Below are 26,930 nucleotides of genomic sequence, written 5' to 3'. Positions count from 1 at the left end.
TCCCACCCCGGCGCGTGTCAGAAACTTGCGGCGCCTTCATGTTACTCATGAAGGAATTGAATTTGCGTCCCGGCCATTTCCGTGGCAGGTACGGCGCAACTCGACCCTAACCCGGAGACCTGCAATGGCCGATGCCCTGACAACCCTGCTTTCTGAACGTGATTGGCTGATGGCCGATGGCGCCACGGGAACCACGCTTTTCAATATGGGGCTGACCTCGGGCGACGCGCCGGAGCTGTGGAATGTTGACGAGCAGGACAAGATCCGCGCGCTGTACAAAGGCGCGGTGGATGCGGGCTCGGACATTTTCCTGACCAACTCGTTTGGCGGCAATGCCTCACGTCTGAAACTGCACGGGGCCGAGGGCCGGGTGTATGAACTCAATAAGGCTGCGGCCGAGCTGGGCCGGGACGTGGCGGATGCCTCTGGCCGCAAGGTGATCGTGGCCGGGTCGGTTGGCCCCACCGGCGAGATCATGGAGCCGATGGGCAGCCTGACCTTTGACGGCGCGGTTGAGATGTTCCACGAACAGGCTGAGGGTCTGAAAGCCGGTGGCGCAGATGTGCTGTGGGTGGAAACCATTTCCGCATGGGATGAGTATAAAGCCGCCGCCAAAGCCGCAGAGCTTGCCGGAATGGCCTGGTGTGGCACGATGAGCTTTGACACCGCCGGGCGCACCATGATGGGCGTCACCTCGGCTGATCTGGCGCAGATGGTCGAAACCCTGCCCAACCCGCCAATTGCCTTTGGGGCCAATTGCGGCGTGGGGGCAGCCGATCTGCTGCGCACCGTTCTGGGCTTTGCCGCCCAGGGCACCGAACGTCCGATCATTGCCAAGGGCAATGCGGGTATCCCGAAATATGTCGATGGGCACATCCACTATGACGGCACGCCGGAGCTGATGGGCGATTACGCGGTGATTGCCCGTGATTGCGGCGCGCGGATCATTGGCGGCTGCTGTGGCACCACCGCCGAACATCTGCGGTCCATGCGCGAGGCGCTGGAAACGCGCCCCAAAGGGGACAGCCGCCCAACATTGGAAGAGATTGCCGAGAAACTTGGCGGGTTTTCTTCGGCCTCGGATGGCACCGGCGAAGATGACGCTGCCCCGGCCCGTCGCGGACGTCGCCGCCGCGGTTAAATCACTTGCAACGTGAAGATGAACAGGCCCGCCACGCGCGGGCCTTTTTCATGTCATGCCGCTTTCAGAACAGGCAGAGCTGATCGCCCGCTTTTGGCGGTACGCGAAAGCGGCTGCAATCCAGCGCTGGCAGATCACGGACCAATCCCAACCGCCGGCAGGTGATCTGGAACCGATGCGCCAGCAGGCGGGCATATTCCCCCTGCCCCACCAAGCGCGTTTTGAACCCGGACCGGTAGTCTTCGCCGCCCCGCATCTCGCGCATCCGGCCCATGACACGCGCCGCGCGATCGGGAAACACCTCTTCCAGCCAGTCCTGAAACAGCGGGGACACCTCGCTGGGCAGACGCAGCAGGATGTAGCTGGCGGCCATGGCCCCGGCGTCATGGCTGGCAGACAGGATCGCCTCAAGCTCATGATCGGTCAGGGCGGGCACCACGGGGGCCACCATCACCCGCACCGGCACCCCGGCCCCGGACAGGGCCTTGATCATCTGCATCCGCCGCGCAGGTCCCGGCACGCGGGGTTCCATTTTACGCGAGACATGGGCATCCATCGAGGTGACGGAAATACCCACATGCACAAGGTTTTGCGCGGCAAGCTCTGACAACAGGTCCAGATCACGTTCAATCAACGTGCCCTTGGTTACAATGGTCACCGGATGGCGATGATCGAGCAGCACGTTCAGGATCCCCCGCATGACCCGGTAGTCGCGTTCAATGGGTTGATACGGATCAGTATTGGTGCCGATCGCGATGGGCGCAGGATCATAGCGCCGCCCGGCCAACTCCTTTGCCAATTGCGCCGGAGCGGAGGGGCGCGCGATCAGCCGGGTTTCGAAATCCAGCCCCGGGGAATAGCCCAAATAGGCGTGGGTGGGACGGGCAAAACAATAGATGCACCCGTGTTCACAGCCGCGATACGGGTTGATCGACCGATCAAAGGGAATGTCGGGGGATGTGTTGCGGGTGATCACCTTGCGCGGCGATTCGACAGTGACCTGAGTTTGGAACTGCCCCCGGTCCTGTTTTTCCCACCCATCATCGAAATCTTCCGTCGCATAGGGTTCAAACCGACCCGCAAAATTGCTGGTGGCGCCGCGTCCCCGTCGGCGTTCTGCCTCGATCTGTCGGAATTTTGATTTTTCCATACACTCAGCATAGAACATATCAGGAACATATGAAAAGAACTCACTATTTCCCTGCAAAGAATTCATTTGCTTTCGCGTCGTACAAAGCGCACTCAGTGTCGCAATCGGTTCAGACCAAAGCGGCCAAATCGTCGCATTTGTTTAAGAACGCAGAGTTTCAGCCAAGGGAAAAGGCAACCATGTCGGACGAAGAAGATATCATCCTGAGCGAGTTGAACGACGAAGAACTTGTTCAGCAGATGCACGACGACCTTTACGACGGTCTCAAGGAAGAGATCGAAGAAGGCGTTAATATCCTGCTGGAACGTGGTTGGGAACCGTACAATGTCCTGACCGAAGCCCTGGTGGGCGGCATGACCATCGTCGGCGTAGACTTCCGTGACGGCATCCTGTTTGTGCCCGAAGTTCTGCTGGCAGCCAACGCGATGAAAGCGGGTATGGCGATCCTGAAGCCGCTGCTGGCCGCCACCGGCGCACCGCGCATGGGCAAGATGGTGATTGGCACCGTAAAAGGCGACATCCACGACATCGGCAAGAACCTTGTGTCGATGATGATGGAAGGCGCCGGGTTCGAAGTGCACGACATGGGCATCAACAACCCGGTCGAGAACTATCTGGAAGCGCTGGAATCGGAACAGCCCGACATCCTTGGCATGTCGGCCCTGCTGACCACCACCATGCCCTACATGAAGGTTGTGATTGACGCGATGGTCGAAAAAGGCATCCGCGACGATTACACCGTTCTGGTCGGTGGCGCGCCTTTGAACGAAGAGTTCGGCAAGGCGATTGGGGCTGACGGATATTGCCGTGACGCGGCTGTGGCCGTGGAAATGGCCAAGGACTTCATGTCGCGCAAGCACAATCAGGGCGTCGCCACGTAAGCCGCCCTTTGGTTCAACAGATCAGGCCCTGCCCATTTGGCGGGGCCTTTTTCATTTTGCCCCTTCTCTTTTCGGCCCCGCACCCCCACATTCCCCACATGAGCAAGCTGCGTTATGTCTTTCTTTTGGCCCTGGTGATCTCTGCCGGTGGATTGACAATTTTGGTGGCCGGTATGGCGGCCTCCAGCGGCAATCTGAACGGGCAAACCGCCATGGCGCTGATGCCCCTGCTGCTTTTGGTGACAGTTGCATGGCGCGCGCTCAATCCAGACAAGAAAGACTGATATAACAATCCCTTGCAGCGGAAGGGTCGCATTTGACCTTGCACCAAAGCTGATCGCCCCTCAAACTGAATTCAACACGCGAACAGTTCAGGCCACCTTTCCCGGCGAAAGGACGCCAGAGGGGGTAGCCATGCCATTTTCACTTCCAACCGATGATACGCTGACGCGCGATGGGCTTGCGCCCACAACCGAGAAAGGCAAAGTGCTGGTTCTGGCTTGCGGGGCGTTGGCCAATGAGATCCTGGCGATCATCCGCGCAAATCAATTGGATCACCTGACCCTGACCTGCCTGCCCGCGATCCTGCACAACACGCCCGACAAGATCCCGGCCGCCGTGGAAGAGGCGCTGGAGAAGCACAAAGACCAGTTCGACAGCGTGTTTTTGGCCTACGCCGATTGCGGTACCGGCGGCAAGCTGGCGGAGATCTGTGCCGCGCATGGGATCGAGATGATCCAGGGACCGCATTGCTATTCCTTCTTCGAAGGCAATGCCGCCTTTGAGGCCCGCGCCGAAGGCGAGATCGACACGTTTTACCTGACCGATTTCCTGGCCCGAGGGTTTGAGAACTTTGTGATCAAACCGCTGGGGCTCGATCGGCACCCGGAACTGCGGGACATGTATTTTGGCCACTACACGCGGCTGGTTTACATGGCGCAGACCGACAATCCCGAACTCGATGCCATGGCGCGCGACGCCGCTGATCGGCTGGGGTTGGCGTATCATCGCCAGATGACGGGATATGGGGATCTGGAGACAGCGGTGGTGGGGGCGAGGTAAAGACAGGGGCGTTGCCCCTCGCCTCTCAAGCGCTGGGCTCCGCCCGTTCTTCGGGCGAAACGCTTCGCGTGTTCGCGGGGGAAACTGTCCCCCAGACAGTTTCCATCTCCCGCTCATCCCCCGGATCAATTCTAAATTGCCCTCGAACCCCAGGATATTTTTGACCAGAAAATAAGGCGGGCGACGGGCAGCTTTGTTGGGTTTTTCTACAGAAGAGTTTCTGTTACGCGGCTTCGCGCGCGTGATGGCGGATGCGCTCCACCATCGCCCGCACCCCGTTTGAGCGTTGCGAGGACAGGTGTTCGTTCAGACCAAGGCGCGCGAGTTCGGCATGGGCGTCAATCTCGGCCACCTCGGCCACCGGCACGCCGTTGTAAAGCGCGCCCAATACGGCAATCAGGCCCCGCACAATCATTGCATCGCTGTCGCCAATGAAACGAAACTCGCCCCCTTGGATCATCGGTTGCAGCCAGACCTGGCTTGCGCATCCTTCCACCTTGGTGGCGGGCACTTTCAGCGCCTCCTCCATGGGATCCATGGATTTGCCCATATCGATCACCGTTGCGTAGCGGTCTTCCCAGTCGTCCAGAAACTCGAAATCCTCGACAATTTCCTCAAATGCAGCGCTGGCCATGGTGCTCTCCGTTATGACGGGGATTAGGTACGCGCTTCGGCTGAAAAGGTCCAGCCCTGCAAAGGGTCTCTTTTCAAAAGCGGCCCCATGCGCTAACCCTTTTCACAGAACCAATAGGAGCTCTGATGCGTATCCGTTTTGCTGCCCTTCCCGCCCTGTGTCTCGCCGTGACAGCCTGTGACCGGGCGGCGGATCTCAACCCATTGACTTACTTCTCCAATCCGGGGCCGAAACCCGTGGCCGTCATTCCCGAGGGCGGGTTTTCGCAAGACAGGGATCAACGGCTTCTGGTCAACCAGATCACCGAGTTCAAAGTGCTGAGCAGCCCGGATGGGGCCGTGTTGCGCGCCAAGGGGTTGCCGCCGCGCCTGGGCTATTGGGATGCCGAACTGGTCTCGACCACGAATTTCAAACCGGAGAACGGGGTTTTGACGCTGGAGTTTCGCATCTCGGAACCCGCCTATCGCACCCAATCCGGCACGCCTTATCAGCGTGAGGTCTATGTGGGTGGGTTCATCTCAAATACGAAGATGCGAAATGTGCGCAGCATTGTGGTCAAAGGGGCCGCAAACAGCATGAGTGCGCGCCGCTAATCATCTGAAATAATTTAGTTTGAGGTCCTATCAGACCTCAAACACTTCAACCCGCTGGCCTTTGGCCGCGAGTGCCAGTTTGCCATCGCAAAGCCGCACTGCATCCGCCCCAAACACCTCTGCCCGCCACCCTTTCAGGGCCTGCACATCGCGTTTCCCTGCGGCCAATGCATCCAGATCCGCGGCAGAGGCAATCAGTTTCTGCGCCACCTTCTCCTGCTCGCAACGCGCCTTCAGAAGCACGCGCAGAAGATCGGCCAATGCCGGGTTCACCTGCAGCTTTTCCTTGGATTGATCCGCCACCTTGGGCAGGTTTTCCTGCGGACAGGCAAGACCATCTGCCACGGCCTTCAGGATCCCGTCAGCGATGTCGCCCTTGCGGGCCTCGCGCAGCAACAGGCGCGAGCGGCCCAATTCCTGAATGTTTTTCGGTTTGGTCGAGGCCAGTTCCAGCAGCGCATCATCCTTCATCACCCGGTTGCGGGGAATGTTGCGCGACTGGGCGTGGGTTTCGCGAAACCGGGCCAGTTCCCGCACGATGCCCAGGAACCGTCCGGAATTGGTGCGGGTTTTCACCCGTTTCCACGCATCATCGGGGTGGATCGTATAGGTGGCCGGATCGGTCAGAACGGACAGTTCTTCCTGAACCCAGGGACCCCGACCGGTTTTCTCCAGCTCTTTCGACAGCCATTCATAAATCACCCGCAAATGGGTCACATCCCCAATGGCATAGTTTTTCTGCGCTGGTGTCAGCGGGCGGCGCGACCAATCGGTGAAACGGCTGGATTTGTCCATCTGCGCCTTTGCGATCTTGCGCACAAGCGTTTCATATCCGACCTGGTCCCCAAAACCGCAGACCATCGCAGCCACTTGCGTGTCAAATAGCGGGATCGGGAAAACACCTGCCTCGACAAAAAAGATCTCCAGATCCTGCCGCGCGGCGTGGAACACCTTGACCACGTTTTCGTTGCGAAACAGATCATACATCGGCTCCAGCGACAGGCCCTCAACCAGCGGATCCACCAGAACCGCATCTTCCTCTGCCTCGCCCGGCACCGCCATTTGCACAAGGCAAAGCTTGGAATAATAGGTGCGTTCGCGCAGAAATTCAGTGTCCACCGTGACGTAAGGATGCTGCGCGGCACGGGCACAAAATTCGGCCAGCGCTTCGGTGGTGGTGATCGTTATCATTCTAATATCCTGATCGATAGATCTTGCCGTTTGGCGCGTGTTTACGGGGAAAATGCCGGAAAGAAAAGCCCGGGCCCACTTTGGCCGCGATTACGGCAGCAAAACCGGGGTTTTGTCCCCTGCGGCAAAGCGTTTCAGCACCGCCGGATAAAGCTTGTGTTCTTCGACCAGCACGCGCGCCGCCAGCGATGCGGCGTCATCGTCCGGCAATATCGGCACACGGGCCTGTCCCAGGATCGGGCCGCCATCCAGTTCAGCCGTGACCTCATGCACGGAACAGCCCGCTTCGGTATCGCCCGCGTCAATGGCGCGTTGATGGGTGTTCAGCCCCTTGTATTTCGGCAGAAGCGACGGGTGGATGTTCAGGCAGCGCCCGGCCCAATGCCCGGTAAAGCCTTCGGTCAGGATGCGCATGAACCCGGCCAGGCAGATGATGTCGGGCGCATAGTCTTCAAGCAAGGAATTCAGAGCCTTTTCAAAACCTTCCCGATCGCCTTTGAAGTCGCGATGATCCACCACGGCGGTTGGAATGCCCATGTCAGCGGCCTTTTTCAACCCGCCCGCATCCGGCACATTCGACAGGACCAGACAGGGCCGCGCCGGGTGATCACCGACCATGGAATTTGCCAGCGTGACCATGTTCGAGCCGCCCCCTGAGATCAGGATGGCGACCCGTTTCCGGCCCTCTGCGCTCACAGAAGCGACCCCAGGTATTTCACACCTTCACCCGGCTGGATCACCCCCAACTGGCTGACGCGCTCGCCGGCTTTGGTCAGCAGCTCGGTGATTTTCTTGGCTGATTTGGCGTCCACCACCAGCACCATCCCCTGACCAGAGTTGAAGGTTTTCAAAAGTTCCCCTTCGTCCATATTGCCGGTTGCCGCCAGCCATTTGAACACGGGCGGCAGATCCCAGGCATCCAGATCGACCAGCGCGCCAAGACCCTTGGGCAGAACGCGTGGCAGGTTTTCGGTCAGGCCCCCGCCGGTGATATGGGCCAATGCGTGCACACCGCCCGATTGGATCGCCTCAAGAACCTGCGTGACATACAGGCGTGTCGGGGCCAGCAGGGCCTCGCCCAGCGTGATGCTGTCGTCCCACGGGCAGGTCGCATCCCAGCCAAGACCGGACACGTCAACCAGTTTGCGCACCAGCGAGTAGCCGTTGGAATGTACGCCGTCCGACGCCAGCCCCAACAGCACGTCGCCCGGGCGCACGCCACGCGGCAGCACTTCGCCGCGTTCCAGCGCGCCAACCGAGAAACCCGCAAGGTCAAAATCACCGTCCTCATACATGCCGGGCATTTCCGCGGTTTCGCCGCCGATCAGCGCACAGCGCGACAGCTCACAGCCCTTGGCAATGCCTTCGATGATCCGCGCGGCTTTGTCGGTTTCCAACCGGCCGGTGGCGAAATAGTCCAGGAAAAACAGCGGTTCTGCGCCTTGGCACACCAGGTCATTCACGCACATGGCGACCAGATCGATGCCGATTGTGTCCACATTCCCGGTGTCGATGGCGATGCGCAGCTTGGTGCCCACCCCGTCGGTTGCCGACACAAGCACCGGATCCTTGAACCCTGCGCCTTTCAGGTCAAACAATGCGCCGAACCCACCAAGGCCGGCCATGACGCCAGGGCGATTGGTGCGTTTGGCCGCCGGTTTGATCCGTTCGACCAATGCGTTACCTGCATCGATATCCACACCTGCATCCGCATAGGTGATGCCGTTCTTGCCGTCGCTCATTTCGTCCCCCGGTGATGAGAAGCCATGTTTTCAGGGACGCGATAGCTTACATGGACAAAAGAGTCTACGCCCAGCTTGACGCGGGGCGAAACTTTGGTACTCAGGGGGCAAGGTGGGCCTGTAGCTCAACGGTTAGAGCAGAGCGCTCATAACGCTTTGGTTGCAGGTTCGAATCCTGCCGGGCCTACCAATCCTCCCTGCCCCGGTTCAGACCGGTTTCAGCCCGATCAGGCAGGGCCTGTTGGCGACAATCTTGTTGGCGACAGACGTGTCGGAATGTCGCCCTTCTGGCGCATTTGCGCACCTGTCAGGACAGCCCCCTGGGCATCGTAAAAGCAGCCGATCAGCGCGGCAGTACCAGTTCAATCTTGAGCCCGCCCAGATCCTCACTTTCCCCCAACCGGATATGTCCCCCGTGGCTGCGGGCAATGTCATTGGCAATGGCCAGCCCCAGACCGACACCAGAGCCCTTGTTTTGATTGCGCGCCGCATCAAGCCGCGCAAAAGGCTTCAACGCTTCCCCGCGCATCTCGTTTGGAATGCCCGGCCCGTCATCTTCGATGACAAACCGCAAATCGCCACGACCCGACAGGACGGACAGGCGCACCCTGTCGCCATAGCGCAGCGCATTCCCGACCAGGTTATCAAGCGCGCGTTCGATGCTGACCGGGCGCAACCTCATGGCCCCGTCTGCCTCCAGCACACCCGTTTCCACCAGGCGCTCGCCCCTGTTACATTTGGAAATCACCTGCCGCGCCAGGGCGTTTGGATCCACCTTTTCGGTGTCTTCGGTTTCCGCATCAGACCTTGCAAAGTTCAAAAAACTGTCGACCAGGCGCGACATATCCTCGACATCATGTTCCAGATCGGCCCGGTCGTCTTCGTCCAGCATCGACAGGCTCAGCTTCATGCGCGTCAGCGGTGTACGCAGGTCGTGGCTGACCCCCGACAGCATCAAGGTACGCTGTTCGATCTGCCGCTCGATCCGTGCCCGCATATCCAAAAACGCCTTGCCCGCAGCCCGCACTTCGGTGGCGCCTGCCAGCCGATAGGGCACGACCTGCCCCTTGCCAAAGGCTTCGGCCGCGCGGGCCAGACGCCGGATCGGGCGCAATTGGTTGCGCAGGAACAGATAGGCAATCACGGTCATCAGGAAACTGGTCACCACCATCAGCACCAAAAGCTGATGCGGATTGGTCGCAGAGACCCGATCCCGCGAGAAACTGACCCGCATCCCCCCATGCCGTGTCTCAAACCCCAGCACCACCTTGGACCGGTCGCTGGCCATATCGACGCCGTTCAACCCCGGCAGGCCTTCGCGCAGCACTCGTTCCACAACTGGCCCGGTCAGATCGGTCAGGCGAAGCGCCCGCGTGACCGGGGCGGCGGGCAGCGAAATTTCCAGCGCCAAAGGTTCGCTCAGCGGCAAAATCGCGTCCAACGCCTGGGCGCGCGTCGGCGCCTGATCCACCTGGCGTAGCAAATACCCCACCTCAACCACCACCGCGCTGGTCATCTGCACGGTGATCCGGTTGAAGTGTCGTTGGATGAACACCACGGACACCACCAGTTGAACGGTGACGATGGGAACAATCAAGATCAGCGCCGCCCGCCCATACAGGCTGCGCGGCATAAAGGTTTTAAGCCAGCCAAACATGGCCCAACCCTAAAGTGTTTCGGGATAAACTTGAAGCACATGATTGTCCCGAAACGCCGCCGCCGCCCCCAATGACATTGATGTCATTTGCGGCGCTCGGCTTTCCTCTGTTCAGACTGAAGTCGAAACGACTTTGAACGCCGCGTTCCCCTTGCCAAGCCAACACTCCGGGGCCTTTATGGCGCAAAGACACAACCTATGACGGGGACTTACATGGCTGACACCCGCCCACCTGCCGGACAGATGCAGGCACTGGAACCCGGCATCCGCCGCATCCTGGCCCCCAACCCCTCGCCCATGACCTATTGGGGCACCAATACCTATGTGATTGGCGAGGGCGACGTGGCGGTGATTGACCCCGGCCCAGCGGATGAAACGCATCTTGAGGCGATCCTGGCGGGCCTCGCCCCTGGCGAGCGTGTGGCGCAGATCCTGGTCACCCATGCCCATCTGGATCATTCCCCCCTGGCACGCCCACTGGCCGATCGCACCGGCGCCCCTGTGCTGGCCTTTGGTGACGCTTTGGCCGGGCGCAGTCAGGTGATGCAGGACCTTGTAGCAGGCGGTCTTAGCACCGGCGGAGAGGGAGTGGACGCGGATTTTCAGCCAGATATCTGCCTGTCAGACGGCGAAGTCATCACAGTTGGAGGTCATGAGATCGACGTGATCTGGACCCCCGGCCATTTTGCAAATCACATCAGTTTTGCCCTAAACGGCGCCGTCTTCACGGGGGATCACGTCATGGGCTGGGCCAGCTCTCTGGTCTCGCCCCCCGATGGCGATCTGACCGCCTTTATGGCGTCTTGTGAAAACCTCCGCCAGCGAAATGATCGGATCTATTATCCTGGCCATGGTGACCCGGTTGAAGATCCGAATGAACGGATCAACTGGCTGATTTCACACCGGAAAAAACGGGAAGCTGACATCCTTGACACCTTGCGGCGCGGTGCTGAAAACACGGTGGCCGGGCTGACCCGCCATATATATTCGGACACCCCTGCGGCGTTAATGCCAGCCGCGGAACGAAACGTCTTTGCTCATCTTATCGACCTGAACCAACGCGCGTTGGTCCGTGCAGAGCCACAGCTTTCAACCGAGGCGAAGTTTTTTCCGATCTGTTAAAAAAATCCAATTTCCCCTCTTGCAGGGGAATTTCACCATGGCTATACACCCGCTCAGTTCCGGCGTAGCTCAGCGGTAGAGCAGTTGACTGTTAATCAATTGGTCGTAGGTTCGATCCCTACCGCCGGAGCCAAATCCCCCCACGGGGAAAGCTACATATTTGTTCCGGCGTAGCTCAGCGGTAGAGCAGTTGACTGTTAATCAATTGGTCGTAGGTTCGATCCCTACCGCCGGAGCCAAATCCCCGCAAGGGATTGTTTTCATAAGAAAAAGCGACCTGATCGGGTCGCTTTTCTTGTTTTACAAACCTGGGGTTGCCCGCACCTTCAGCCGTTTCGCCTCTTCTTTGGGCCCGCCGGAAGCCGACAATTCCGGCAAACACGGCACACCCATTCCCGCCCGGTTTGTGGGTGTTGCCACATTTCTGCCCCATTTCCGCGTTAACCTTTAACTTGTGCAGAATTCTGCATGCCGGGGGGAGGAAGAGGCGAGATGACCAGAACCCGCGAAACGCATCTGACTGCGCCAGCCGAACGCCGGTTGCACAAGTCGGACCCCACCCCACCCCATCAGCGCGACAAATCCCGCACAACCACAAAAGAACCAGAGAAAACACCGCCGGTGATTTTCACCGATTGGGCCAGCATCTGATCCTTTTTCCCGCCGGGATTTCGCGCTAATCTGCGGGGTATGAGCGACCCTGTTTCCAGCATCCGAAATCTTGGCCCCGCCTCGGACGAGGCCTTTGCCCGCGCCGGGATCACCAGCGCCGACCAATTGCGCACCCTGGGCCCGGACGAGGCCTATTTTCGGCTGCTTGATGCCGGCCATGCCCCGCATTTCATTGGCTATTACGCGATGGTGATGGGGGTGCAGGGGCGGCCCTGGAATGATTGTCAGGGCAAAGAGAAAGCCCAGCTGCGCAAGCGGTTCGACAAGATCAAGGCACGGGTGGCCAACGGCGCAATCAACGAGATGGCCCATGATGCCGCCTTTGAACGGATCATGGACGAGATTGGCATCCGCGCCGCCGACCCATAGCGCTTATTTGACCTCGCGCATGGCAAGACCGCCGATGCCCGCCTAAGCTGCAATCAGCTTCAGGAGGTCACATGACGTATCTCACCCTCACCCCCGACACCCTGCCGGATGAGCACATCTGCTGCGCCTTTTCAGATAAGAAATGCCGCGCGGGATATGACGCAAAGAAACGCTGGCTGACCGAGGAATTCGCCCATGGGTACCGCTTTCACCGGTTGGATGCGCGCGGTAAAGTGTTCCTTGAATATGGTCCGGGGGCCGCGACCTGGTTGCCCGTTGAAGCGGACAACTGGATGATGCTGGGCTGCTTCTGGGTGTCCGGAAAATTCAAGAAACAGGGCCACGGCAAAGCGTTGCTGGATCACGCCCAAAATGCAGCAACAACCGCCGGGCTCAGCGGGCTTGCGGCCGTGGTTGGGCGCAAGAAGTTTCACTTTTCAAGCGATGGCAAATGGTTGATCCGGCAAGGGTTTCGCGAGGTTGATAGGACCGAAAGCGGGTTCAGCCTGTTGGTGCGACACGGCGATAATGCGGGACCCGACGGCGCAAATCCCGACGCCCCCCTGCCCCGATTTAACGCCGCCGCCCGCCATGGCCAGCCCGCCACGGACAAAGGCATCTGTGTCTATTACGCCAACCGCTGCCCGTTCACCGACTATCACGTGGAAATGGCCTTGCGCGAAAGCTGTGCCAAACGCGGCCTGCCGCTGGAGATCCACAAGATCGACAGCCTTGAGGCAGCGCGCGCCGCGCCCAGCCCGGCCACGATCTTTAGCCTGTTTCTGGACGGCACATTCGTCACCACCGACATCAGCGCCTGTCTGGACAGCCGCCTGGACAAGGTCTTGGCCAAAGCCCGTCAGGCATAAAAAACCCGACCCCTTGTAGGGGGCCGGGCTGATCGCGTGGATCGAACGGGGGCTTAGCCCACCAGTTCGAGACCCGAGAAGAAATAAGCGATTTCTTCGGCTGCGGTTTCCGGGGCGTCCGACCCGTGAACCGAGTTTTCGCCAACCGACTGGGCGAATTCTTTGCGGATGGTGCCTTCGTCAGCGTCGGCCGGGTTGGTGGCGCCCATCACGGTGCGGTAGGCTTTGATCGCGTCTTCGCCTTCCAGAACCTGAACAACAACCGGCTCGGAAATCATGAATTCCACCAGCTCGCCGAAGAAGGGGCGTTCTTTGTGCACACCGTAAAAGGTTTCGGCCTGTTTTTGGGTCATGTGGATGCGCTTTTGGGCGATGATGCGCAGGCCGGCGGCCTCGATCTTGGCATTGATCGCACCGGTCAGGTTGCGTTTGGTGGCATCGGGTTTGATGATCGAGAAGGTGCGTTGAATGGCCATGTCGGTCCTCATTTCGTAAAAGATGTGTCTTGTGCCGGGATCGGCGGTGTCTTTGGTCGCCCCCGTACCATGCCTTTCGCGTTCTGAAAAGAGCCGATTGACGCCCCGCCTCTGCTCAGGCACATGGGAGGCATGTTGAAGATTTCCGATATCTCATACGCGGTCGAAGGTCGGCCCCTGATCGAACACGCCACGGCAATCATCCCGGAGGGCCACAAGGTGGGGCTGGTCGGGCGCAATGGCACCGGGAAGACCACGCTGTTTCGCCTGATCCGCGGCGAGTTGACCTTGGAAACAGGCGAAATATCGGTGCCCAGGGGCGCGCGGATCGGGGGCGTGGCGCAGGAGGTTCCGGCCTCTGACACCTCGCTTCTGGATACGGTTCTGGCCGCCGACACCGAACGCGCCGCGCTGATGGAGGAGGCAGACCACGCCTCCGACCCCCACCGAATTGCCGAGATCCAGACCCGGCTCACGGATATTGATGCCTGGAGCGCCGAGGCCCGCGCCTCGTCCATCCTGAAAGGGCTTGGCTTTGACGATCATCAACACGCCCTGCCCTGCGCCGATTTTTCCGGCGGCTGGCGGATGCGGGTCGCTCTGGCGGCGGTGTTGTTTTCCCAGCCCGACCTGCTGCTTTTGGACGAACCGACCAACTATCTCGACCTTGAAGGCGCATTGTGGCTGGAGCAATATCTGGCGAAATACCCCCACACCGTGATCATCGTCAGCCACGACCGCGGGCTTTTGAACCGGGCCGTGGGCGGCATTCTGCATCTCGAAGATCGCAAGCTGACCTATTATTCCGGGCCGTATGACACCTTTGCCGAAACACGGGCGGCGCGGATTGCGGCGGCGGAAAGTGAGAACAAGAAGATCGCGGCGCGCAAGGCCCATCTGCAATCTTACGTGGATCGCTTCCGTTATAAGGCGTCAAAAGCCGTCCAGGCCCAGTCGCGCCTGAAAATGATTGAAAAGCTGAAACCGATCACGACGCCGCAAGAGGCCGCGTTGAAGGCGTTCAGCTTTCCGGAACCGGAAGAATTGTCGCCCCCGATCATCAATATGGAAGGCGCGGCCACCGGTTACGGCGACACCACGATCCTGTCGGGGATGAGCCTGCGGATTGACCAAGACGACCGGATCGCACTTCTGGGCAAGAACGGTCAGGGCAAATCCACACTGTCGAAACTTCTGTCCGACCGGCTGGAGCTGCAATCGGGCCGGATGACCAAATCGTCCAAGCTGCGCATCGGGTATTTTGCCCAGCACCAGATGGATGAGCTTTATCCCGATGAAACCCCGATTGAGCACCTGCGCCGCCTGCGACCGGATGAATTGCCCGGCCGACACCGCGCGCGCCTGTCAGGGTTTGGCCTTGGGGCAGAACAGGCGGAAACCGTGGTCGCGCGCCTGTCCGGCGGGCAAAAGGCGCGGCTGACGCTGCTGTTGGCCACATTGGATGCGCCGCATCTGCTCATTCTCGACGAACCCACCAACCACCTTGATATCGAAAGCCGCGAGGCATTGGTCGAGGCGCTCACGGCCTATTCCGGTGCGGTGGTGCTGGTCAGCCACGACATGCACCTTCTGTCGCTGGTCGCGGATCGGTTGTGGCTGGTGAGCCAGGGGCGCGTGAAACCGTTTGACGGCGATCTGGAAGATTACCGCAAATTGTTGCTGACCTCAGATGCGCCCAAGAAAGACAAGCCCGCCAAAAAGCCACAGAAAAAAGCATCGCGCGATGACATCCTTGCCATGCGATCCGAGGTGCGCAAATGTGAAGCGCGGCTGGAAAAGCTGAACGAGATGCGGGATAAACTGGCGCAGAAACTGGCCGACCCCGCGCTGTATGACGACGACCGACTGGACGAAATGGAAGTCTGGCAAAAGAAATATGCCGAGGTGATGGATGGGCTGGACCGCGCCGAGGATCTTTGGCTGGCCGCGCAGGAAAAGCTTGAGAAGGCAGACAGTTGATGATCGAGCTTCAGTATTTCATTCCCGCCTTCGTGACACTGTTTGTGGTGATGGACCCGATCGGTCTGACCCCGCTTTTCCTGACGCTGACACAGGGCATGAACAGACATCAGCGCCGGGTGATTGCCCTGCGCGCGGCGGCGGTGGCGGGGTTTCTGCTGACGCTCTTTGCTTTTTTCGGCGACAATGTGCTGGGGTTTTTGGGCATTTCCATGGCCGCCTTCCGCATTTCCGGTGGGATCCTCTTGCTGCTGACCGCCCTGGATATGTTGTTTGAACGACGCACCAAACGGCGCAAGGACACCTCCGAGAAAACCATTGATGCCGAAGATGACCCTTCGGTCTTTCCGCTGGCCATGCCGCTGATGGCCGGGCCCGGGGCAATTGCCACGATGATCCTGTTGTCAGGTCAGGGCGAGGGATATTCCGGCGTAATGCTGGCGCTGGTGGCCATGTCGATGGTGCTGCTGATCACGTTGGTTTTGTTCTTTGCCGCAAACCTGCTGGAGCGTGTGTTGCGCGAAACCGGGATCACCGTGCTGACGCGCCTTCTGGGTATGTTGCTGGCGGCCCTGGCCGTGCAATTTGTGCTGGATGGGCTGAAAGATTTTGGCATGGTCGGCGGCATGTGAGACCGGGCGTAACCGCCTGTTCCTTGGGAAAAAAGCGGCGCTGCGGGTGACATTCATCATCTGCCTTCCTATATTTTGGGAACGGAGGTGATGATGACCGCAGATGATTATGCACGGCTGGCGTATCTGGCGCTATTGCTAACCGCAGTGGCCGGGTACTTCATCTCAGAAAACCGGTTCAATCTGGGTCAAACGCTGCGCCACGCGCTGATCTGGGTGTTCATTTTCATCGGCGCCATGGCGGGGGTCGGGCTGTGGAACGATGTGCGCAACGACATTGCCCCGCGGCAAAGCTATCTTGAGAACACCGGCCAGATCACCTTGCCGCGCGCTTTTGATGGGCACTTTTATGCGCGCCTGAAGTTAAACGGGCAACCTGTTGATTTTGTTGTGGATACCGGGGCCAGCAACGTGGTTCTGACCAAAGAGGATGCAGAGCGCGCCGGCGTGGATCTTGATGCGCTTCGCTTCTTTGGCCGCGCCCAGACCGCCAATGGCACCACCCGCACCGCCCCCGCCAATATTGCGCGGGTCGAGCTGGAAGGGATCACAGATTATGGGGTTGAGGTCTGGGTAAACGAGGGAGAAATGGGGCAATCCCTGCTCGGCAATGCCTATTTGCAGCGCTTTGAAAAGATCGAAATCAGCCGGGATGAACTGGTGCTGACGCGCTAATTGCCAGCGAAGGGGCGTCCGGACCTCGTGATGGTTCACCTCAGAAGAAGGTCAAGTGCGCCGCCCCCTTCCTCTTGCCCTAAATACCTCCGCCGGAGGCACAGGCTCACGACGTGAGCCATGCCCAAACCTGTTGACCGAAGGGAGAAAAGGTGCGGGAGAACCTGTGGATCAGGAGCTCGCCTTCATCTCCCACCGTCCCGTTTCCTGCGACCAGTATTTGGCGGTGCAGCCCGACGCAACCACCGCTTTCCACTGGCCACGCGCATGGGCCACGGCGTCCGGGTCGTTGCCATCAAACAGGATTGAAACGCGCTCGAGCCCCGTCATTTCCTCGGGCGTCACATCTGCCCCGTCGATGGAGATCAGCGTGTTGGCCGCGTTGGGAATGTCCGGCCCGTCCGTGAGCAGCACCGGCTGATCCGCGTCATGTGCGCCCCCGGCGCGGCCATGCGGCAGGAACCCGTCCTCAGGCTCCAACCACAGTTTTTCATCGAGCCAATTCAATCGCTGGGCATTGCGCCCGCGCACCACCACCCGCCAGCCATTTTGCAAAGACCGGGTCAGGAGCACGGGCAAGGTGGCCTCAAGCGGCGTGAGGGTCATGTGGTAGAAGAAAACCTCTCCGGTCGTCTTCGTTTCCCCTTCCGTTTCAGCCGCTTGAGACATGCAATCAGCCCTCGAACAGGTCCGCCACTAGGCGGTTCAGCGCCAGCACGCCCCAACCGGTCGCGCCTTTCGGGGCATAGGTGGTGTCGGTCGCGGTTTGCGCGGTGCCCGCGATATCAAGGTGGATCCAGGGGGTGTCATCCTTGACGAAGCGTTGCAGGAACTGGGCGGCGGTGATCGACCCCGCAGCGCGGCCGCCGACGTTTTTCATATCCGCCTTGTTGGATTTGATCAGCTTGTCATAAGCATCGCCCAGCGGCATCCGCCACGCGCCTTCGCCCTCGGTCTGCGCGGCCTTCAGCATCGCGTTGCACAGCTGGTCGTCATTTGAGAAGACCCCGGTGTTTTCATTGCCCAGGCCAATGATGATGGCGCCGGTCAGGGTGGCGAGGTCAATCATCCCCATCGGTTTGAAGGTTTCCTGCGCGTACCACATGATGTCACACAGCACCAAACGCCCCTCGGCATCGGTGTTGATCACCTCGATCGTGTCGCCCTTCATGGATTTCACAATGTCCCCGGGGCGTTGCGCCTTGCCATCGGGCATGTTTTCCACGAGGCCCACGACGCCAACGACGTTGGCCTTGGCCTTGCGTCCGGCAATTGCCTTCATCGCGCCCGCCACGGTGCCCGCGCCGCCCATATCCATGGTCATGTCTTCCATGCCGGCCGCCGGTTTCAGGCTGATCCCGCCGGTGTCGAACACCACGCCCTTGCCGATCAGCGCAAGGGGCGCGGCCTCGGCTTCGCCGCCATTCCATTTCATCACAACCACTTTGGACGGGCTGTCCGATCCCTGCCCCACACCCAAAAGCGCGCGCATGCCAAGCTTTTCCAGCTCGGGTTCGTCCAAGACGGTGACCTCAACCCCAAGGTCCTTCAGCGCCACCAGACGGTCGGCAAATTCGCTGGTGGTCAAGACGTTGGAGGGTTCATTGACCAGATCACGGGTGAAAAACACACCGTCGGTCAGCGCCGCGGTCAGGTCGCCTTTGCCCTCATAGGTTTCCGGCTTCGACGCCATAACGGTCAGCGCGCCGCCCTCTTTCGCGTCTTTGGACATATGGTCGACAAATTCATAGGCCCGCAGGCAGGCCCCAAGCGCCAGTTCATCGGCAAAGCGGCGATTGCCCGCCAGCACCAGAACATCCTTGCCCAAAAGGGATTTGCCAATGGCGGCACCCGCCTTGCGCATGGCCTCGCCCTTGGCCTGTTTCGAGAGGCGAATGACCTGCACGGCCTCGGCGACCAGCCCGGTGGGATAGGCCAGCTCAATCGCCTCGCCCTCTTTCATCTTTTCAAACGCCTCGCTGTCGGCAAATCGTGCCAGCGCCCCGCGCATCAGTTTATTCACGCGGCGCGCGCCGGGGTCGAGCTTGCCCGGCTCGGCAAGCATCACGACAATCCGCCCCTCATGGGTGCCAATTGCATCCAGGTCGGTGGCAATAAAATGGGGCGTAATGGGGGTGGCCATGGGAGATCCTTCCATAAGACAAGTACGGCAATCTTTTGCCATTCCTAACGGTCAGGCAAGCCAATGACCAGATAGCAGTTTTCCCCCGCCGCCCAATCAGGTAGAAACCCACAAGATATAGTGGCACACAGCCGGGCCTTGGGGGGAATTTGGCTAGAATCGACAGATATATCTTGGCGCAGCTTCTGGTCCAGTTCGGCTTTGCCGGGCTGGTTTTGGTGCTTCTGTTTTGGATCAACCGCGCGGTGCGCCTGTTTGATCAGATCATCGCGTCGGGGGAAACGGCGCTGGTCTTTCTGGAATTTTCCGCGATGATTCTGCCCGGCGTGATCGTCTTTGTGCTGCCGATTGCCGCCTTCACCTCGACGGTCAGCGTGACCAACCGGCTGAATGTGGAAAGCGAGCTGGTGGTGGCGCAATCAACCGGGTTCGGCCCGTTTCGACTGGCGCGTCCTGTTCTGGTCTTTGGCATTATGGCCGCCGGTTTCATGATGATCCTCACCCATGTTCTGGTGCCGATGAGCCAGCTGCGCTTTGCCGAACGCCAGGCCGAGATTGCCGAAAATGTCACTGCGCGGTTCCTGACCGAAGGCAGTTTTGTGCACCCGGCCGACGGGATCACGCTGTATATTCGCGAAATCACCCCGGAAGGGGAACTGCTGGATCTGTTCCTGTCAGATGAACGCGAGGTCGCCGCGGGCGGCGCGCAGGCCACTTATACCGCGCAGCGCGCGTTGATTGTGAACACCGAAGAGGGCCCGCGGCTTTTGATGTACGAAGGTCTTGCCCAAATCCTGTCGGCGGACGGGCGGCTGACCACAACCGGGTTCAAAGAGTTCACCTATGATGTCTCGGCGCTGTTGACCGGGCCCATGATCGGTGATCGCGATGTGCGCCAGCTTTACACGCGCGAGCTTTTGAACCCGACCCCGGCCCTTTTGGCGGAAACCGGCGAAACCGCCACCGCGATGCGGGCCGAGGCGCATTTCCGCAACGCTCAGGCGCTTTATGTGATTGTGGCCGGGTTGGCCGGATTTTCCATGTTGATTGTTGCGGGCTTTAGCCGCTTTGGCATGTGGCGACAGGTGGTGATTGCCATCGGAGTTGTGGCCACGTTCCAGACCGTGGACAACACCATGCTGGACATAGCGCGGCGCAATGAAGACGCGCTTTTGCTGGTTTATCTGGCGTCGGGACTGGGCCTGGCCTTCAACAGCTTTATCCTTTGGATGGCCACCCAGCCCTCGCCGTTTGATCTGCGTAAACGGCGGCGCACGGCGCGATTATTGTCACGTGGCGCCTTGGCGGCCCCCACGGCCAGCGGGGGAGCGTCATGAAACTGCATTTCTATTTCGCCCGGCGTTTCCTGTTTTCCTTCTTCGCCATGTTCATTGTGCTGGGGCTGGTCTTTGTGCTGCTCGATATGGTCGAGGGGATGCGCAAGTTTGACGCCAGCCAGATCGGGTTCACAGATATATTGGGCCTGACCCTTCTGAACATGCCAATGTGGATGTATCGCATCATTCCGCTGGTGGTTATCCTGGCGACGATCTGGATGTTCTTGTCGCTGGCGCGCAGCTCGGAAATGGTTGTCACCCGTGCCTCTGGCCGGTCCGCCATGCTGACACTGGTGTCCCCGGTGTTGACGGTCTTTGCGCTGGGCGTGCTGGCATTGGCCGTGGGCAACCCGATTGCAGCCGCCACAGCCAAGAAATACGCCCGCCTGTCCGCCCAGTTTGAAGGCGGCAGCGCCTCTGTGTCGTCGATTTCGGATCGCGGGGTCTGGCTCAGACAGGGCAATGACCGGGGTCAAACAGTCATTCACGCGCAAGCCTCGGATCAGGAAGGCACACGTCTGACCGATGTCACGTTCTTTGCCTTTTCTCCTGAGGGCGTGCCAACCATGCGGGTCACCGCCTCCCATGCCTCGCTGCAACCCGGGCGCTGGGCCCTGCGCGCCGCCAAGGTCTGGCGGCTGGACACCGATGAAAACCCCGAGGGCGACGCGCTGAACCTGCCCGCCTATTGGATTGCCTCAAATCTGACCGAAGAACAGATCCGCGACAGTTTTGGTAAACCCAGCAATATCTCGATCTGGGATCTGCCGGCGTTCATCACACGTCTGGAAGAAGCCGGGTTTTCCCCGCGCACCCATCAGGTCTGGCTGCATATTGAACTGGCCACGCCCCTGTTTCTGGTCGCTATGGTGCTGGTGGGGGCGGGCTTTACCATGCGCCACACCCGGTTCGGGCGCACCGGCGTGATGATCATGATGGCGCTCTCGCTTGGTTTCGGGTCTTACTTCATTCGCAACTTCGCGCAGATCCTCGGGGAAAACGGACAGATCCCGGTGGTTCTGGCCGCCTGGACACCCCCGATCGCCGTCATCCTACTGTCCCTTGGTATCCTGCTACATCTGGAGGATGGATAATGAGCTCGTATCTCAAGCGCCTCCGAAAGGCGGGGTTGGTGGGCAGCCTGCTGAGCGCCCTCGCAACCAGCACCGCCATCCTGGGGGGGGCCACCGGCGCAAGCCTGGCCCAGAATGCCGCCACCTCCCCGGCCACGCTGGTGGCTGATCGGGTTGAGGTTCAGGGCAATTCCGGCCTTCTGGCGCAGGGCAATGTGTTGGTGCATTTTCAGGGCGTAACCCTGACCGCGCGCGCGGTGCGCTATGACAAACCGCAAGACCAACTGTTCATCGAAGGGCCAATTGTCCTGCAGCGCGGCAAGGAGCAGGTGATTTTTGCCGACAGCGCTGCCCTGACCAGCGACCTGCGCAACGGCATCCTGCGCTCGGCGCGGTTGGTGCTGGATCAGCAATTGCAGGTGGCCGCGGTCGAGATTGAACGGATCCAGGGGCGCTATACGCAGCTCAATAAGGTCGTGACCTCGTCGTGCCAGGTTTGTGCGAAAAACCCGGTGCCCCTGTGGCAGATCCGCGCCGAACGGGTGGTACATGACGAACAAGAACGGCAGCTTTACTTCCACAATGCACAGCTGCGCGTGGCGGATGTGCCCGTCTTTTTCCTGCCGCGCCTGCGCATGCCCGACCCGACGCTGACACGCGCCACCGGGTTTTTGGCCCCGAAAATCCGCACCAGATCCACCTTTGGCACCGGGTTGATGACGCCCTATTTCATCCGGATGGGGGATCACGCTGACCTGACCGTGACACCCTTTCTGGCCACCCGCTCCCGCACGCTGGAACTGCGGTATCGTCAGGCCTTTCGCACCGGGGACATCCTGTTCTCGGGCGCGATCAGCCGTGACAGCATTCAACCCGACACCACGCGGTTCTATGTGTTTGGCGAGGGCGCGTTCGACCTGCCCAATGACTTCAAGCTGAGCTTCCAGTTGCAGGAGGTTTCCGACCCCGGCTATCTGCTGGATTACGACTATTCCGAAGAGGATCGTCTGCGCAACGCCCTTGAACTGACCCGCGCGCGCCGTGACGAGTTCATTTTCGCCGGGATCACGCGCTATGACACGCTGCGCGCCTCGGAAATCCCCATCTCTGACCAGTTGCCCTTTGCACAGGCCGACGCCGTTTACGAGCGGCGCTGGCAACCGGGCTGGATCGGCGGACGGGCCGTCTATCAGATCTCGGCGCAAAGTTATTTTCGGGAAAGTTCCGACGATGGCGTGGGACGCGACGTGAACCGCCTTGGGGCCTCGGTCAACTGGCAACGGGACTGGCAACTGCCCATGGGCATGCTGGCGTCGTTTGAGGCGGGTCTGAATGGCAGCCTCTATTGGATCAATCAAGACAGCAATTACGATCAGGAGCAGAGCTTTGCCACGCCCTCTGTCGCCGCCACCCTGCGCTGGCCGTTTTCGCGCGTGTCCGCCAATGGCGCGGTTGATGTCATCGAACCGGTCGTGCAGCTGGCCTGGAGCGACCAGGTCGGCGCGACCCTGCCCAATGAAGACAGCCGTTTTGTCGAGTTTGACGAAAACAACCTGTTCGATCTGTCGCGATATCCCGGTTTCGACCAACAAGAGGAAGGCAGCCGCGCAACCGTCGGATTGAAATGGTCGCGCTTCACCCCGTCAGGCTGGGCCATGACCTTCGCCGCCGGGCGGGTCTTCCGCTTTGACGGAACCAACAGCTTTTCCAGCGCCTCGGGTCTGGCCGGGGATCAATCCGATTGGGTATTGGCTACGCAACTGCAATTGGGCAGCCAGTTTGCCCTTCAGGGGCGTGCGCTGATTGATGATGACTTGAATATTGCGAAAACCGAAAGCCGCCTGGCCTATATCCAGGATGTCTGGCAGATCAGCGCCGCCCATTTGTGGGTCGAAGCGGACCCGATGGAAGACCGCAACGCCCCAATCCACGAACTGCGTCTGGATGGGGCCTATCAGTTGAACGATTCCTGGCGCATCAGTGCGGAAGGCGATGTTGACATCGCAGCAAGCCAGGTGACCAGTGGCAAGCTGGGGCTGCAATACAAGAATGAATGCCTGGCGGTCGATTTTTCCCTCTCGCGCCGTTTCACCGCTTCGACTAATGTCGACCCAACAACGGATGTCGGGGTTCAGGTGGAACTTCTTGGGTTTGGCGGCGCACCAGGGGGCAAGGCCCGCAAGTGCCTGCAATGACATGAGATCCGAAGGGATGCAAAGGGGTGATTTCCCCGCATGCTTTCGATACAAGATGAATTTGGACGCAGATAAACGCACAGATAAACGCCATGGGTGAGATGATGAGCAGAACCAAGAAGACACCTGTCCTTTCTTTTGTGAAGCGGACTGTCCTGCGGATGACCGCGCCGATCGCGCTGGCAGCAGTTTGTGCAAGCCTCCCCGCCCTGTCGCATCTTGACGGAGCGGCCCGGGCCCAAAACCTGTTTGCCCCGGTTGTGAAGGTCAACGACCGGGTGATCACCGCGTATGAACTGTCACAACGCATCGCCTATCTGACGCTCTTGCGCGCGCCGGGCAATCCGCAAGAGCTCGCCCGCAAACAGCTGGAAGACGAGGCGCTGCAGCGCGAGGCCGCGAAACGCGCGGGTATTTCCCTGCCGCCCGAAGAGCTCAAGGCCGGCATGGAAGAGTTCACCTCGCGCTTCAATCTCGACCTGAAGCAGTTTGAGGTGGCGCTGGCCCAAGGGGGCGTGTCCATGGAAACCTTCCGTGATTTTGTCGAGGCCGGGCTGTTGTGGCGCACTGTTGTGCGTGAACGTTATCGGGGAAAGATCGTGATCTCGGATGATGATGTCGAACGGCGCCTTGATCTGAGCCGCCCCGGCGCGGCGGGTGTCCGGGTTCTTTTGTCCGAGATCATCCTGCCTGCCCAGACCCCGGCCCAACAGCGCGCGGCGTCTGCGCGTGCGACCGAAATCGCGGAAATCAAGACGCTCCCGGCATTTGCGTCGGCCGCCCGCCGCTATTCGGCTTCGCCGTCCAAGGGGCGGTCCGGGCGTCTGGACTGGATGGATCTGTCCAACATGCCCCCCGCCCTGGCGGCGCAGGTTTTGCCACTTTCCCCCGGGATGGTGACCGACCCGATTCCGGTGCAAAACGCGATTGCTTTGTTTCAGATGCGCGCCATTGAAGAAACCGAGGTGCCGGCCCCCACGAATGTCACGATCGACTATGCCACGTATTTGATCCCCGGAGGCAACACGTCCGAGGCCCAGACCACCGCCGCAAATCTACGGGCGCGGGCGAACACCTGCGACGACCTGTATGGTCTGACCAAGGGGGCGTCTGAACTGCAACTGACCCGACAGGCCCAACCGATCAACGAAGTGCCGACAACCTATGCGTTGGAACTCGCCAAGCTTGACCCCGGTGAAGCCTCGTCTTCGCTGACCACGTCTGATGGTCAGAACCTGGTTTTCCTGATGCTGTGTTCGCGCAATCGCGATCTGCCCGAAGAGGTCAGCCGTGACGAAGTGCGCCTGCAGCTTTTGAACGAGCGCCTGCAAACCATTGCCAAAGGGTATCTCGAAGAGTTGCGCGCTGCCGCCTATATCAAGGATGTCGTCAACAAATGACCAGCGGCACACGCCGCCCGGCCCCCGTGGCGCTGACCGCCGGGGAGCCTGCGGGCATTGGTCCCGAATTGGTCGGCCCCGCCTTCGAGGCATTGAAGGGGCACGTGCCGTTCTTCTGGATGGGTGATCCGGCCCACCTCCCGGCAGGGACGGCATTTCAACTGATCAAAACCCCCAGTGACGCGCATGACACGCAGGCCGTTCCGGTGCTGCCGCACGAGTTTGGATCCGGTCGCACCCCGGGCCGGACACAGCCGGACCATGCCCGGCACGTGATCGAGGTGATTGAACGCGCTGTGAACCTGGCCCAATCCGGGGCCGTTTCCGCGATCTGCACCAATCCCATCCACAAAAAAGCCCTGAAAGATGGCGCCGATTTTGCCTTTCCGGGGCACACCGAATTTCTGGCCCATCTGGCCCGCTCGGATCAGGGCGATGCCGATGTGGTGATGATGCTGGCCTGCGAAGAATTGCGCGTGGTGCCCGCCACCATCCATATCGCGCTGTCTGATGTGCCAAAGACCCTGACCCGCGAAAAACTGGCGCAGGTCATTTCTACCACCCACGCCGCCCTGATCCGTGACTTCGGCATTGCCAAGCCACGCATCGCCGTTGCCGGGCTGAACCCCCATGCGGGTGAAGGGGGGGCCATGGGTGTGGAAGAGATCGACATGATCGCGCCGCTCTTGGAAGAGCTGCGTCACGAAGCGCTGGATCTGATTGGGCCGCTCTCGGCGGACACGATGTTTCACGCGGGTGCCCGCGCCGGATATGACGCGGCGATCTGCATGTATCACGATCAGGCGCTGATCCCAATCAAGACCATCGATTTTGCGGGCGGTGTGAATGTGACCCTCGGCCTGCCCTTCGTGCGCACCTCGCCCGATCACGGCACCGCGTTTGATATCGCGGGCACTGGCAAAGCCGATCCAACCTCTCTGATTGCGGCCCTGCGCATGGCCTGGACCATGGGCAAAGCCCGCAGCCCCCGCCTTGAGGAACAGTGAGATGACACAGATTGACGGCCTTCCGCCCCTGCGCGAGGTGATCGCAACCCATGATATGCGCGCCAAAAAATCGCTGGGGCAAAACTTTCTGCTGGATCTGAACCTGACCTCGAAAATCGCCCGTCAAGCCGGGGATCTGAGCAGCTGTGACGTGCTGGAAGTGGGCCCCGGTCCCGGTGGTCTGACCCGTGGTTTGCTGGCAGAAGGCGCGCGCAAAGTGCTGGCGGTGGAAAAAGACAGCCGTGCCATGGGGCCACTGTCGGAAATCCAGGCGGCGTATCCGGGGCGGCTTGAGGTGATCAATGCCGATGCGCTGGAACTGGACCCGCTGGAGCATCTGACCCCGCCGATCCGCGTGGTCGCCAACCTGCCCTATAATGTGGGAACCGAATTGCTGGTGCGCTGGCTGACACCCAAGACCTGGCCGCCCGCCTGGTCCAGCCTGACCCTGATGTTTCAAAAAGAGGTCGCACAGCGCATTGTTGCCCAACCAGGCTCCAAGGCCTATGGGCGGCTGGCGGTGCTGGCCCAGTGGCGCAGCGACGCGCGCATCGTGATGGAACTGCCGCCCGAAGCCTTCACCCCCCCGCCCAAGATCCGCTCCGCCGTGGTGCATCTGGACGCCCTGCCCCAGCCGCGATTTGAGGCGGATGCAGGTAAGCTGCAGAAAGTGGTGGCGATGGCGTTCAACCAACGCCGCAAGATGCTGCGCGCCTCGCTGAAAGGCATGAGCCCCGAGATCGAAGACATCCTGACCTCGGTCGGGATCAAACCTACGTCGCGGGCGGAAGAGATTGGATTGGAAGAGTTTTGCGCCCTCACCCACGCGCTGAGCACGACATAAGGCGCGAGAGACAAGCACCGGGGAGAGGAACTCCAGAAAACTAGAAAACTAGAAAACTAGAAAACTAGAAAACTAGAAAACTAGA

General features: G+C 60.2%; 28 protein-coding genes and 3 tRNA genes. 22 read left to right on the top strand and 9 right to left on the bottom strand.

The window, feature by feature from the left end; all coding sequences use genetic code 11:
* Positions 1 to 124 precede the first annotated feature (124 nt).
* Positions 125 to 1,141, top strand: coding sequence for a betaine--homocysteine S-methyltransferase (gene bmt / locus ACP15V_RS07255; protein ID WP_424943005.1), 1,017 nt, complete (start codon positions 125 to 127; stop codon positions 1,139 to 1,141).
* 64 nt (positions 1,142 to 1,205) lie between these two features.
* Here the strand turns inward: bmt and ACP15V_RS07250 are convergent, their stop codons facing one another.
* A complete protein-coding gene (locus ACP15V_RS07250; RefSeq protein WP_424943004.1) occupies positions 1,206 to 2,309 on the bottom strand; it encodes a PA0069 family radical SAM protein in 1,104 nt (367 codons plus the stop codon).
* 161 nt (positions 2,310 to 2,470) lie between these two features.
* Here ACP15V_RS07250 and ACP15V_RS07245 point away from each other — a divergent pair, with 161 nt between their 5' ends.
* From ACP15V_RS07245 to ACP15V_RS07235, 3 genes are all read left to right on the top strand, one after another.
* Complete coding sequence (locus ACP15V_RS07245) at positions 2,471 to 3,172, top strand: corrinoid protein (RefSeq protein ID WP_424943003.1); 702 nt, start codon at positions 2,471 to 2,473, stop codon at positions 3,170 to 3,172.
* A 98-nt stretch (positions 3,173 to 3,270) separates the two neighbouring features.
* Positions 3,271 to 3,456: a hypothetical protein gene (locus tag ACP15V_RS07240; protein ID WP_424943002.1), complete on the top strand. Its 186-nt coding sequence runs from the start codon at positions 3,271 to 3,273 to the stop codon at positions 3,454 to 3,456.
* A 130-nt stretch (positions 3,457 to 3,586) separates the two neighbouring features.
* On the top strand, positions 3,587 to 4,234 hold the full coding sequence (locus ACP15V_RS07235) for a DUF1638 domain-containing protein (RefSeq protein WP_424943001.1): 648 nt from the start codon (positions 3,587 to 3,589) through the stop codon (positions 4,232 to 4,234).
* Between the two features lie 223 nt (positions 4,235 to 4,457).
* On the opposite strand, the gene ACP15V_RS07230 is transcribed toward ACP15V_RS07235, so the two are convergent.
* Positions 4,458 to 4,868 carry a SufE family protein gene (locus ACP15V_RS07230; protein ID WP_424943000.1) on the bottom strand — a complete coding sequence of 137 codons (411 nt, stop codon included), beginning with the start codon at positions 4,866 to 4,868 and terminating at the stop codon, positions 4,458 to 4,460.
* Positions 4,869 to 4,993: 125 nt separating this feature from the next.
* On the opposite strand from ACP15V_RS07230, the gene ACP15V_RS07225 reads away from it, so the two are divergent.
* On the top strand, positions 4,994 to 5,461 hold the full coding sequence (locus ACP15V_RS07225; RefSeq protein WP_424942999.1) for a hypothetical protein: 468 nt from the start codon (positions 4,994 to 4,996) through the stop codon (positions 5,459 to 5,461).
* Between the two features lie 30 nt (positions 5,462 to 5,491).
* On the opposite strand, the gene rnd is transcribed toward ACP15V_RS07225, so the two are convergent.
* The 3 genes from rnd to purM form a co-directional block, all read right to left on the bottom strand.
* A complete protein-coding gene (gene rnd, locus ACP15V_RS07220; protein ID WP_424942998.1) occupies positions 5,492 to 6,652 on the bottom strand; it encodes a ribonuclease D in 1,161 nt (386 codons plus the stop codon).
* A 90-nt stretch (positions 6,653 to 6,742) separates the two neighbouring features.
* On the bottom strand, positions 6,743 to 7,348 hold the full coding sequence (gene purN, locus ACP15V_RS07215; RefSeq protein WP_424942997.1) for a phosphoribosylglycinamide formyltransferase: 606 nt from the start codon (positions 7,346 to 7,348) through the stop codon (positions 6,743 to 6,745).
* The gene (purM, locus tag ACP15V_RS07210; RefSeq protein ID WP_424942996.1) at positions 7,345 to 8,394 is read right to left on the bottom strand and encodes a phosphoribosylformylglycinamidine cyclo-ligase; all 1,050 of its coding nucleotides are present in this window, start codon (positions 8,392 to 8,394) and stop codon (positions 7,345 to 7,347) included. The genes purN and purM overlap by 4 nt, the downstream gene beginning before the upstream one ends.
* A gap of 114 nt (positions 8,395 to 8,508) precedes the next feature.
* Here purM and ACP15V_RS07205 point away from each other — a divergent pair.
* Positions 8,509 to 8,584: transfer RNA gene (locus tag ACP15V_RS07205), tRNA-Ile, on the top strand.
* Between the two features lie 153 nt (positions 8,585 to 8,737).
* Here the strand turns inward: ACP15V_RS07205 and ACP15V_RS07200 are convergent.
* Positions 8,738 to 10,051 carry an ATP-binding protein gene (locus tag ACP15V_RS07200; RefSeq protein WP_424942995.1) on the bottom strand — a complete coding sequence of 438 codons (1,314 nt, stop codon included), beginning with the start codon at positions 10,049 to 10,051 and terminating at the stop codon, positions 8,738 to 8,740.
* A 213-nt stretch (positions 10,052 to 10,264) separates the two neighbouring features.
* On the opposite strand from ACP15V_RS07200, the gene ACP15V_RS07195 reads away from it, so the two are divergent.
* The 7 genes from ACP15V_RS07195 (at position 10,265) to ACP15V_RS07165 (ending at position 13,083) form a co-directional block, all read left to right on the top strand.
* Complete coding sequence (locus ACP15V_RS07195; protein WP_424942994.1) at positions 10,265 to 11,173, top strand: MBL fold metallo-hydrolase; 909 nt, start codon at positions 10,265 to 10,267, stop codon at positions 11,171 to 11,173.
* A gap of 58 nt (positions 11,174 to 11,231) precedes the next feature.
* Positions 11,232 to 11,306: transfer RNA gene (locus tag ACP15V_RS07190), tRNA-Asn, on the top strand.
* Positions 11,307 to 11,337: 31 nt separating this feature from the next.
* Positions 11,338 to 11,412, top strand: a tRNA-Asn gene (locus ACP15V_RS07185).
* A 56-nt stretch (positions 11,413 to 11,468) separates the two neighbouring features.
* Positions 11,469 to 11,624 carry a hypothetical protein gene (locus ACP15V_RS07180; protein ID WP_424942993.1) on the top strand — a complete coding sequence of 52 codons (156 nt, stop codon included), beginning with the start codon at positions 11,469 to 11,471 and terminating at the stop codon, positions 11,622 to 11,624.
* 41 nt (positions 11,625 to 11,665) lie between these two features.
* Positions 11,666 to 11,824, top strand: a complete 159-nt coding sequence (locus ACP15V_RS07175) for a hypothetical protein (RefSeq protein ID WP_424942992.1) — start codon at positions 11,666 to 11,668, stop codon at positions 11,822 to 11,824.
* Positions 11,825 to 11,863: 39 nt separating this feature from the next.
* Positions 11,864 to 12,214, top strand: a complete 351-nt coding sequence (locus ACP15V_RS07170) for a TfoX/Sxy family DNA transformation protein (protein WP_424942991.1) — start codon at positions 11,864 to 11,866, stop codon at positions 12,212 to 12,214.
* 71 nt (positions 12,215 to 12,285) lie between these two features.
* Positions 12,286 to 13,083 (top strand): YoaP domain-containing protein, encoded by a 798-nt coding sequence (locus ACP15V_RS07165; protein WP_424942990.1) that lies wholly within the window; start codon positions 12,286 to 12,288, stop codon positions 13,081 to 13,083.
* Between the two features lie 53 nt (positions 13,084 to 13,136).
* On the opposite strand, the gene ndk is transcribed toward ACP15V_RS07165, so the two are convergent.
* Positions 13,137 to 13,559 carry a nucleoside-diphosphate kinase gene (gene ndk / locus ACP15V_RS07160; RefSeq protein ID WP_055192699.1) on the bottom strand — a complete coding sequence of 141 codons (423 nt, stop codon included), beginning with the start codon at positions 13,557 to 13,559 and terminating at the stop codon, positions 13,137 to 13,139.
* 132 nt (positions 13,560 to 13,691) lie between these two features.
* On the opposite strand from ndk, the gene ACP15V_RS07155 reads away from it, so the two are divergent.
* The 3 genes from ACP15V_RS07155 to ACP15V_RS07145 all read left to right on the top strand — a co-directional run bounded on the left by ACP15V_RS07155 (position 13,692) and on the right by ACP15V_RS07145 (position 16,846).
* A complete protein-coding gene (locus ACP15V_RS07155) occupies positions 13,692 to 15,539 on the top strand; it encodes an ABC-F family ATP-binding cassette domain-containing protein (protein WP_424942989.1) in 1,848 nt (615 codons plus the stop codon).
* Positions 15,539 to 16,171, top strand: a complete 633-nt coding sequence (locus ACP15V_RS07150; RefSeq protein ID WP_424942988.1) for a MarC family protein — start codon at positions 15,539 to 15,541, stop codon at positions 16,169 to 16,171. Before ACP15V_RS07155 ends, ACP15V_RS07150 begins: the two co-directional genes overlap by 1 nt.
* 93 nt (positions 16,172 to 16,264) lie before the next feature.
* Positions 16,265 to 16,846 carry a retropepsin-like aspartic protease family protein gene (locus tag ACP15V_RS07145; protein WP_424942987.1) on the top strand — a complete coding sequence of 194 codons (582 nt, stop codon included), beginning with the start codon at positions 16,265 to 16,267 and terminating at the stop codon, positions 16,844 to 16,846.
* Positions 16,847 to 17,017: 171 nt separating this feature from the next.
* Here ACP15V_RS07145 and ACP15V_RS07140 read toward each other — a convergent pair whose 3' ends face one another.
* Together ACP15V_RS07140 and ACP15V_RS07135 are read right to left on the bottom strand one after the other, a co-directional pair.
* On the bottom strand, positions 17,018 to 17,515 hold the full coding sequence (locus ACP15V_RS07140; RefSeq protein ID WP_424942986.1) for a DNA polymerase III subunit chi: 498 nt from the start codon (positions 17,513 to 17,515) through the stop codon (positions 17,018 to 17,020).
* Positions 17,516 to 17,519: 4 nt separating this feature from the next.
* Positions 17,520 to 18,989 carry a leucyl aminopeptidase gene (locus ACP15V_RS07135; RefSeq protein WP_424942985.1) on the bottom strand — a complete coding sequence of 490 codons (1,470 nt, stop codon included), beginning with the start codon at positions 18,987 to 18,989 and terminating at the stop codon, positions 17,520 to 17,522.
* A gap of 149 nt (positions 18,990 to 19,138) precedes the next feature.
* Between ACP15V_RS07135 and ACP15V_RS07130 the strand changes: the two genes are divergently transcribed.
* The 6 genes from ACP15V_RS07130 (at position 19,139) to rsmA (ending at position 26,845) form a co-directional block, all read left to right on the top strand.
* Positions 19,139 to 20,326 (top strand): LptF/LptG family permease, encoded by a 1,188-nt coding sequence (locus ACP15V_RS07130; RefSeq protein ID WP_424942984.1) that lies wholly within the window; start codon positions 19,139 to 19,141, stop codon positions 20,324 to 20,326.
* Positions 20,323 to 21,420, top strand: a complete 1,098-nt coding sequence (gene lptG / locus ACP15V_RS07125; RefSeq protein WP_424942983.1) for an LPS export ABC transporter permease LptG — start codon at positions 20,323 to 20,325, stop codon at positions 21,418 to 21,420. Before ACP15V_RS07130 ends, lptG begins: the two co-directional genes overlap by 4 nt.
* Positions 21,420 to 23,594, top strand: coding sequence for an LPS-assembly protein LptD (locus ACP15V_RS07120; RefSeq protein ID WP_424942982.1), 2,175 nt, complete (start codon positions 21,420 to 21,422; stop codon positions 23,592 to 23,594). Before lptG ends, ACP15V_RS07120 begins: the two co-directional genes overlap by 1 nt.
* A gap of 161 nt (positions 23,595 to 23,755) precedes the next feature.
* Positions 23,756 to 24,994: a peptidylprolyl isomerase gene (locus ACP15V_RS07115; protein ID WP_424942981.1), complete on the top strand. Its 1,239-nt coding sequence runs from the start codon at positions 23,756 to 23,758 to the stop codon at positions 24,992 to 24,994.
* Positions 24,991 to 26,001 carry a 4-hydroxythreonine-4-phosphate dehydrogenase PdxA gene (pdxA, locus tag ACP15V_RS07110; RefSeq protein WP_424942980.1) on the top strand — a complete coding sequence of 337 codons (1,011 nt, stop codon included), beginning with the start codon at positions 24,991 to 24,993 and terminating at the stop codon, positions 25,999 to 26,001. The genes ACP15V_RS07115 and pdxA overlap by 4 nt, the downstream gene beginning before the upstream one ends.
* Before the next feature lies 1 nt (position 26,002).
* Complete coding sequence (rsmA, locus tag ACP15V_RS07105) at positions 26,003 to 26,845, top strand: 16S rRNA (adenine(1518)-N(6)/adenine(1519)-N(6))-dimethyltransferase RsmA (RefSeq protein WP_424942978.1); 843 nt, start codon at positions 26,003 to 26,005, stop codon at positions 26,843 to 26,845.
* Positions 26,846 to 26,930: the final 85 nt, after the last annotated feature.

Origin of the sequence: Aliiroseovarius crassostreae, from assembly GCF_049803815.1 — a bacterium.
GTDB classification, from domain to species: Bacteria; Pseudomonadota; Alphaproteobacteria; order Rhodobacterales; family Rhodobacteraceae; genus Aliiroseovarius; species Aliiroseovarius crassostreae_A.
This window is presented reverse-complemented; position numbering and strand designations above follow the sequence as displayed.

Coding starts and splice junctions, on each gene's coding strand:
- rnd (WP_424942998.1), bottom strand. CDS start 6,652: ATGATAACGATCACCACCACCGAAGCGCTGGCCGAATTTTGTGCCCGT.
- ACP15V_RS07120 (WP_424942982.1), top strand. CDS start 21,420: ATGAGCTCGTATCTCAAGCGCCTCCGAAAGGCGGGGTTGGTGGGCAGC.
- ACP15V_RS07235 (WP_424943001.1), top strand. CDS start 3,587: ATGCCATTTTCACTTCCAACCGATGATACGCTGACGCGCGATGGGCTT.
- rsmA (WP_424942978.1), top strand. CDS start 26,003: ATGACACAGATTGACGGCCTTCCGCCCCTGCGCGAGGTGATCGCAACC.
- ACP15V_RS07115 (WP_424942981.1), top strand. CDS start 23,756: ATGACCGCGCCGATCGCGCTGGCAGCAGTTTGTGCAAGCCTCCCCGCC.
- ACP15V_RS07140 (WP_424942986.1), bottom strand. CDS start 17,515: ATGTCTCAAGCGGCTGAAACGGAAGGGGAAACGAAGACGACCGGAGAG.
- ACP15V_RS07135 (WP_424942985.1), bottom strand. CDS start 18,989: ATGGCCACCCCCATTACGCCCCATTTTATTGCCACCGACCTGGATGCA.
- purM (WP_424942996.1), bottom strand. CDS start 8,394: ATGAGCGACGGCAAGAACGGCATCACCTATGCGGATGCAGGTGTGGAT.
- lptG (WP_424942983.1), top strand. CDS start 20,323: ATGAAACTGCATTTCTATTTCGCCCGGCGTTTCCTGTTTTCCTTCTTC.
- ACP15V_RS07250 (WP_424943004.1), bottom strand. CDS start 2,309: ATGTTCTATGCTGAGTGTATGGAAAAATCAAAATTCCGACAGATCGAG.
- ACP15V_RS07150 (WP_424942988.1), top strand. CDS start 15,539: ATGATCGAGCTTCAGTATTTCATTCCCGCCTTCGTGACACTGTTTGTG.
- ACP15V_RS07225 (WP_424942999.1), top strand. CDS start 4,994: ATGCGTATCCGTTTTGCTGCCCTTCCCGCCCTGTGTCTCGCCGTGACA.
- ACP15V_RS07245 (WP_424943003.1), top strand. CDS start 2,471: ATGTCGGACGAAGAAGATATCATCCTGAGCGAGTTGAACGACGAAGAA.
- ACP15V_RS07175 (WP_424942992.1), top strand. CDS start 11,666: ATGACCAGAACCCGCGAAACGCATCTGACTGCGCCAGCCGAACGCCGG.
- ACP15V_RS07195 (WP_424942994.1), top strand. CDS start 10,265: ATGGCTGACACCCGCCCACCTGCCGGACAGATGCAGGCACTGGAACCC.
- ACP15V_RS07170 (WP_424942991.1), top strand. CDS start 11,864: ATGAGCGACCCTGTTTCCAGCATCCGAAATCTTGGCCCCGCCTCGGAC.
- ACP15V_RS07165 (WP_424942990.1), top strand. CDS start 12,286: ATGACGTATCTCACCCTCACCCCCGACACCCTGCCGGATGAGCACATC.
- ACP15V_RS07200 (WP_424942995.1), bottom strand. CDS start 10,051: ATGTTTGGCTGGCTTAAAACCTTTATGCCGCGCAGCCTGTATGGGCGG.
- ACP15V_RS07240 (WP_424943002.1), top strand. CDS start 3,271: ATGAGCAAGCTGCGTTATGTCTTTCTTTTGGCCCTGGTGATCTCTGCC.
- pdxA (WP_424942980.1), top strand. CDS start 24,991: ATGACCAGCGGCACACGCCGCCCGGCCCCCGTGGCGCTGACCGCCGGG.
- ndk (WP_055192699.1), bottom strand. CDS start 13,559: ATGGCCATTCAACGCACCTTCTCGATCATCAAACCCGATGCCACCAAA.
- ACP15V_RS07155 (WP_424942989.1), top strand. CDS start 13,692: ATGTTGAAGATTTCCGATATCTCATACGCGGTCGAAGGTCGGCCCCTG.
- bmt (WP_424943005.1), top strand. CDS start 125: ATGGCCGATGCCCTGACAACCCTGCTTTCTGAACGTGATTGGCTGATG.
- ACP15V_RS07230 (WP_424943000.1), bottom strand. CDS start 4,868: ATGGCCAGCGCTGCATTTGAGGAAATTGTCGAGGATTTCGAGTTTCTG.
- ACP15V_RS07145 (WP_424942987.1), top strand. CDS start 16,265: ATGACCGCAGATGATTATGCACGGCTGGCGTATCTGGCGCTATTGCTA.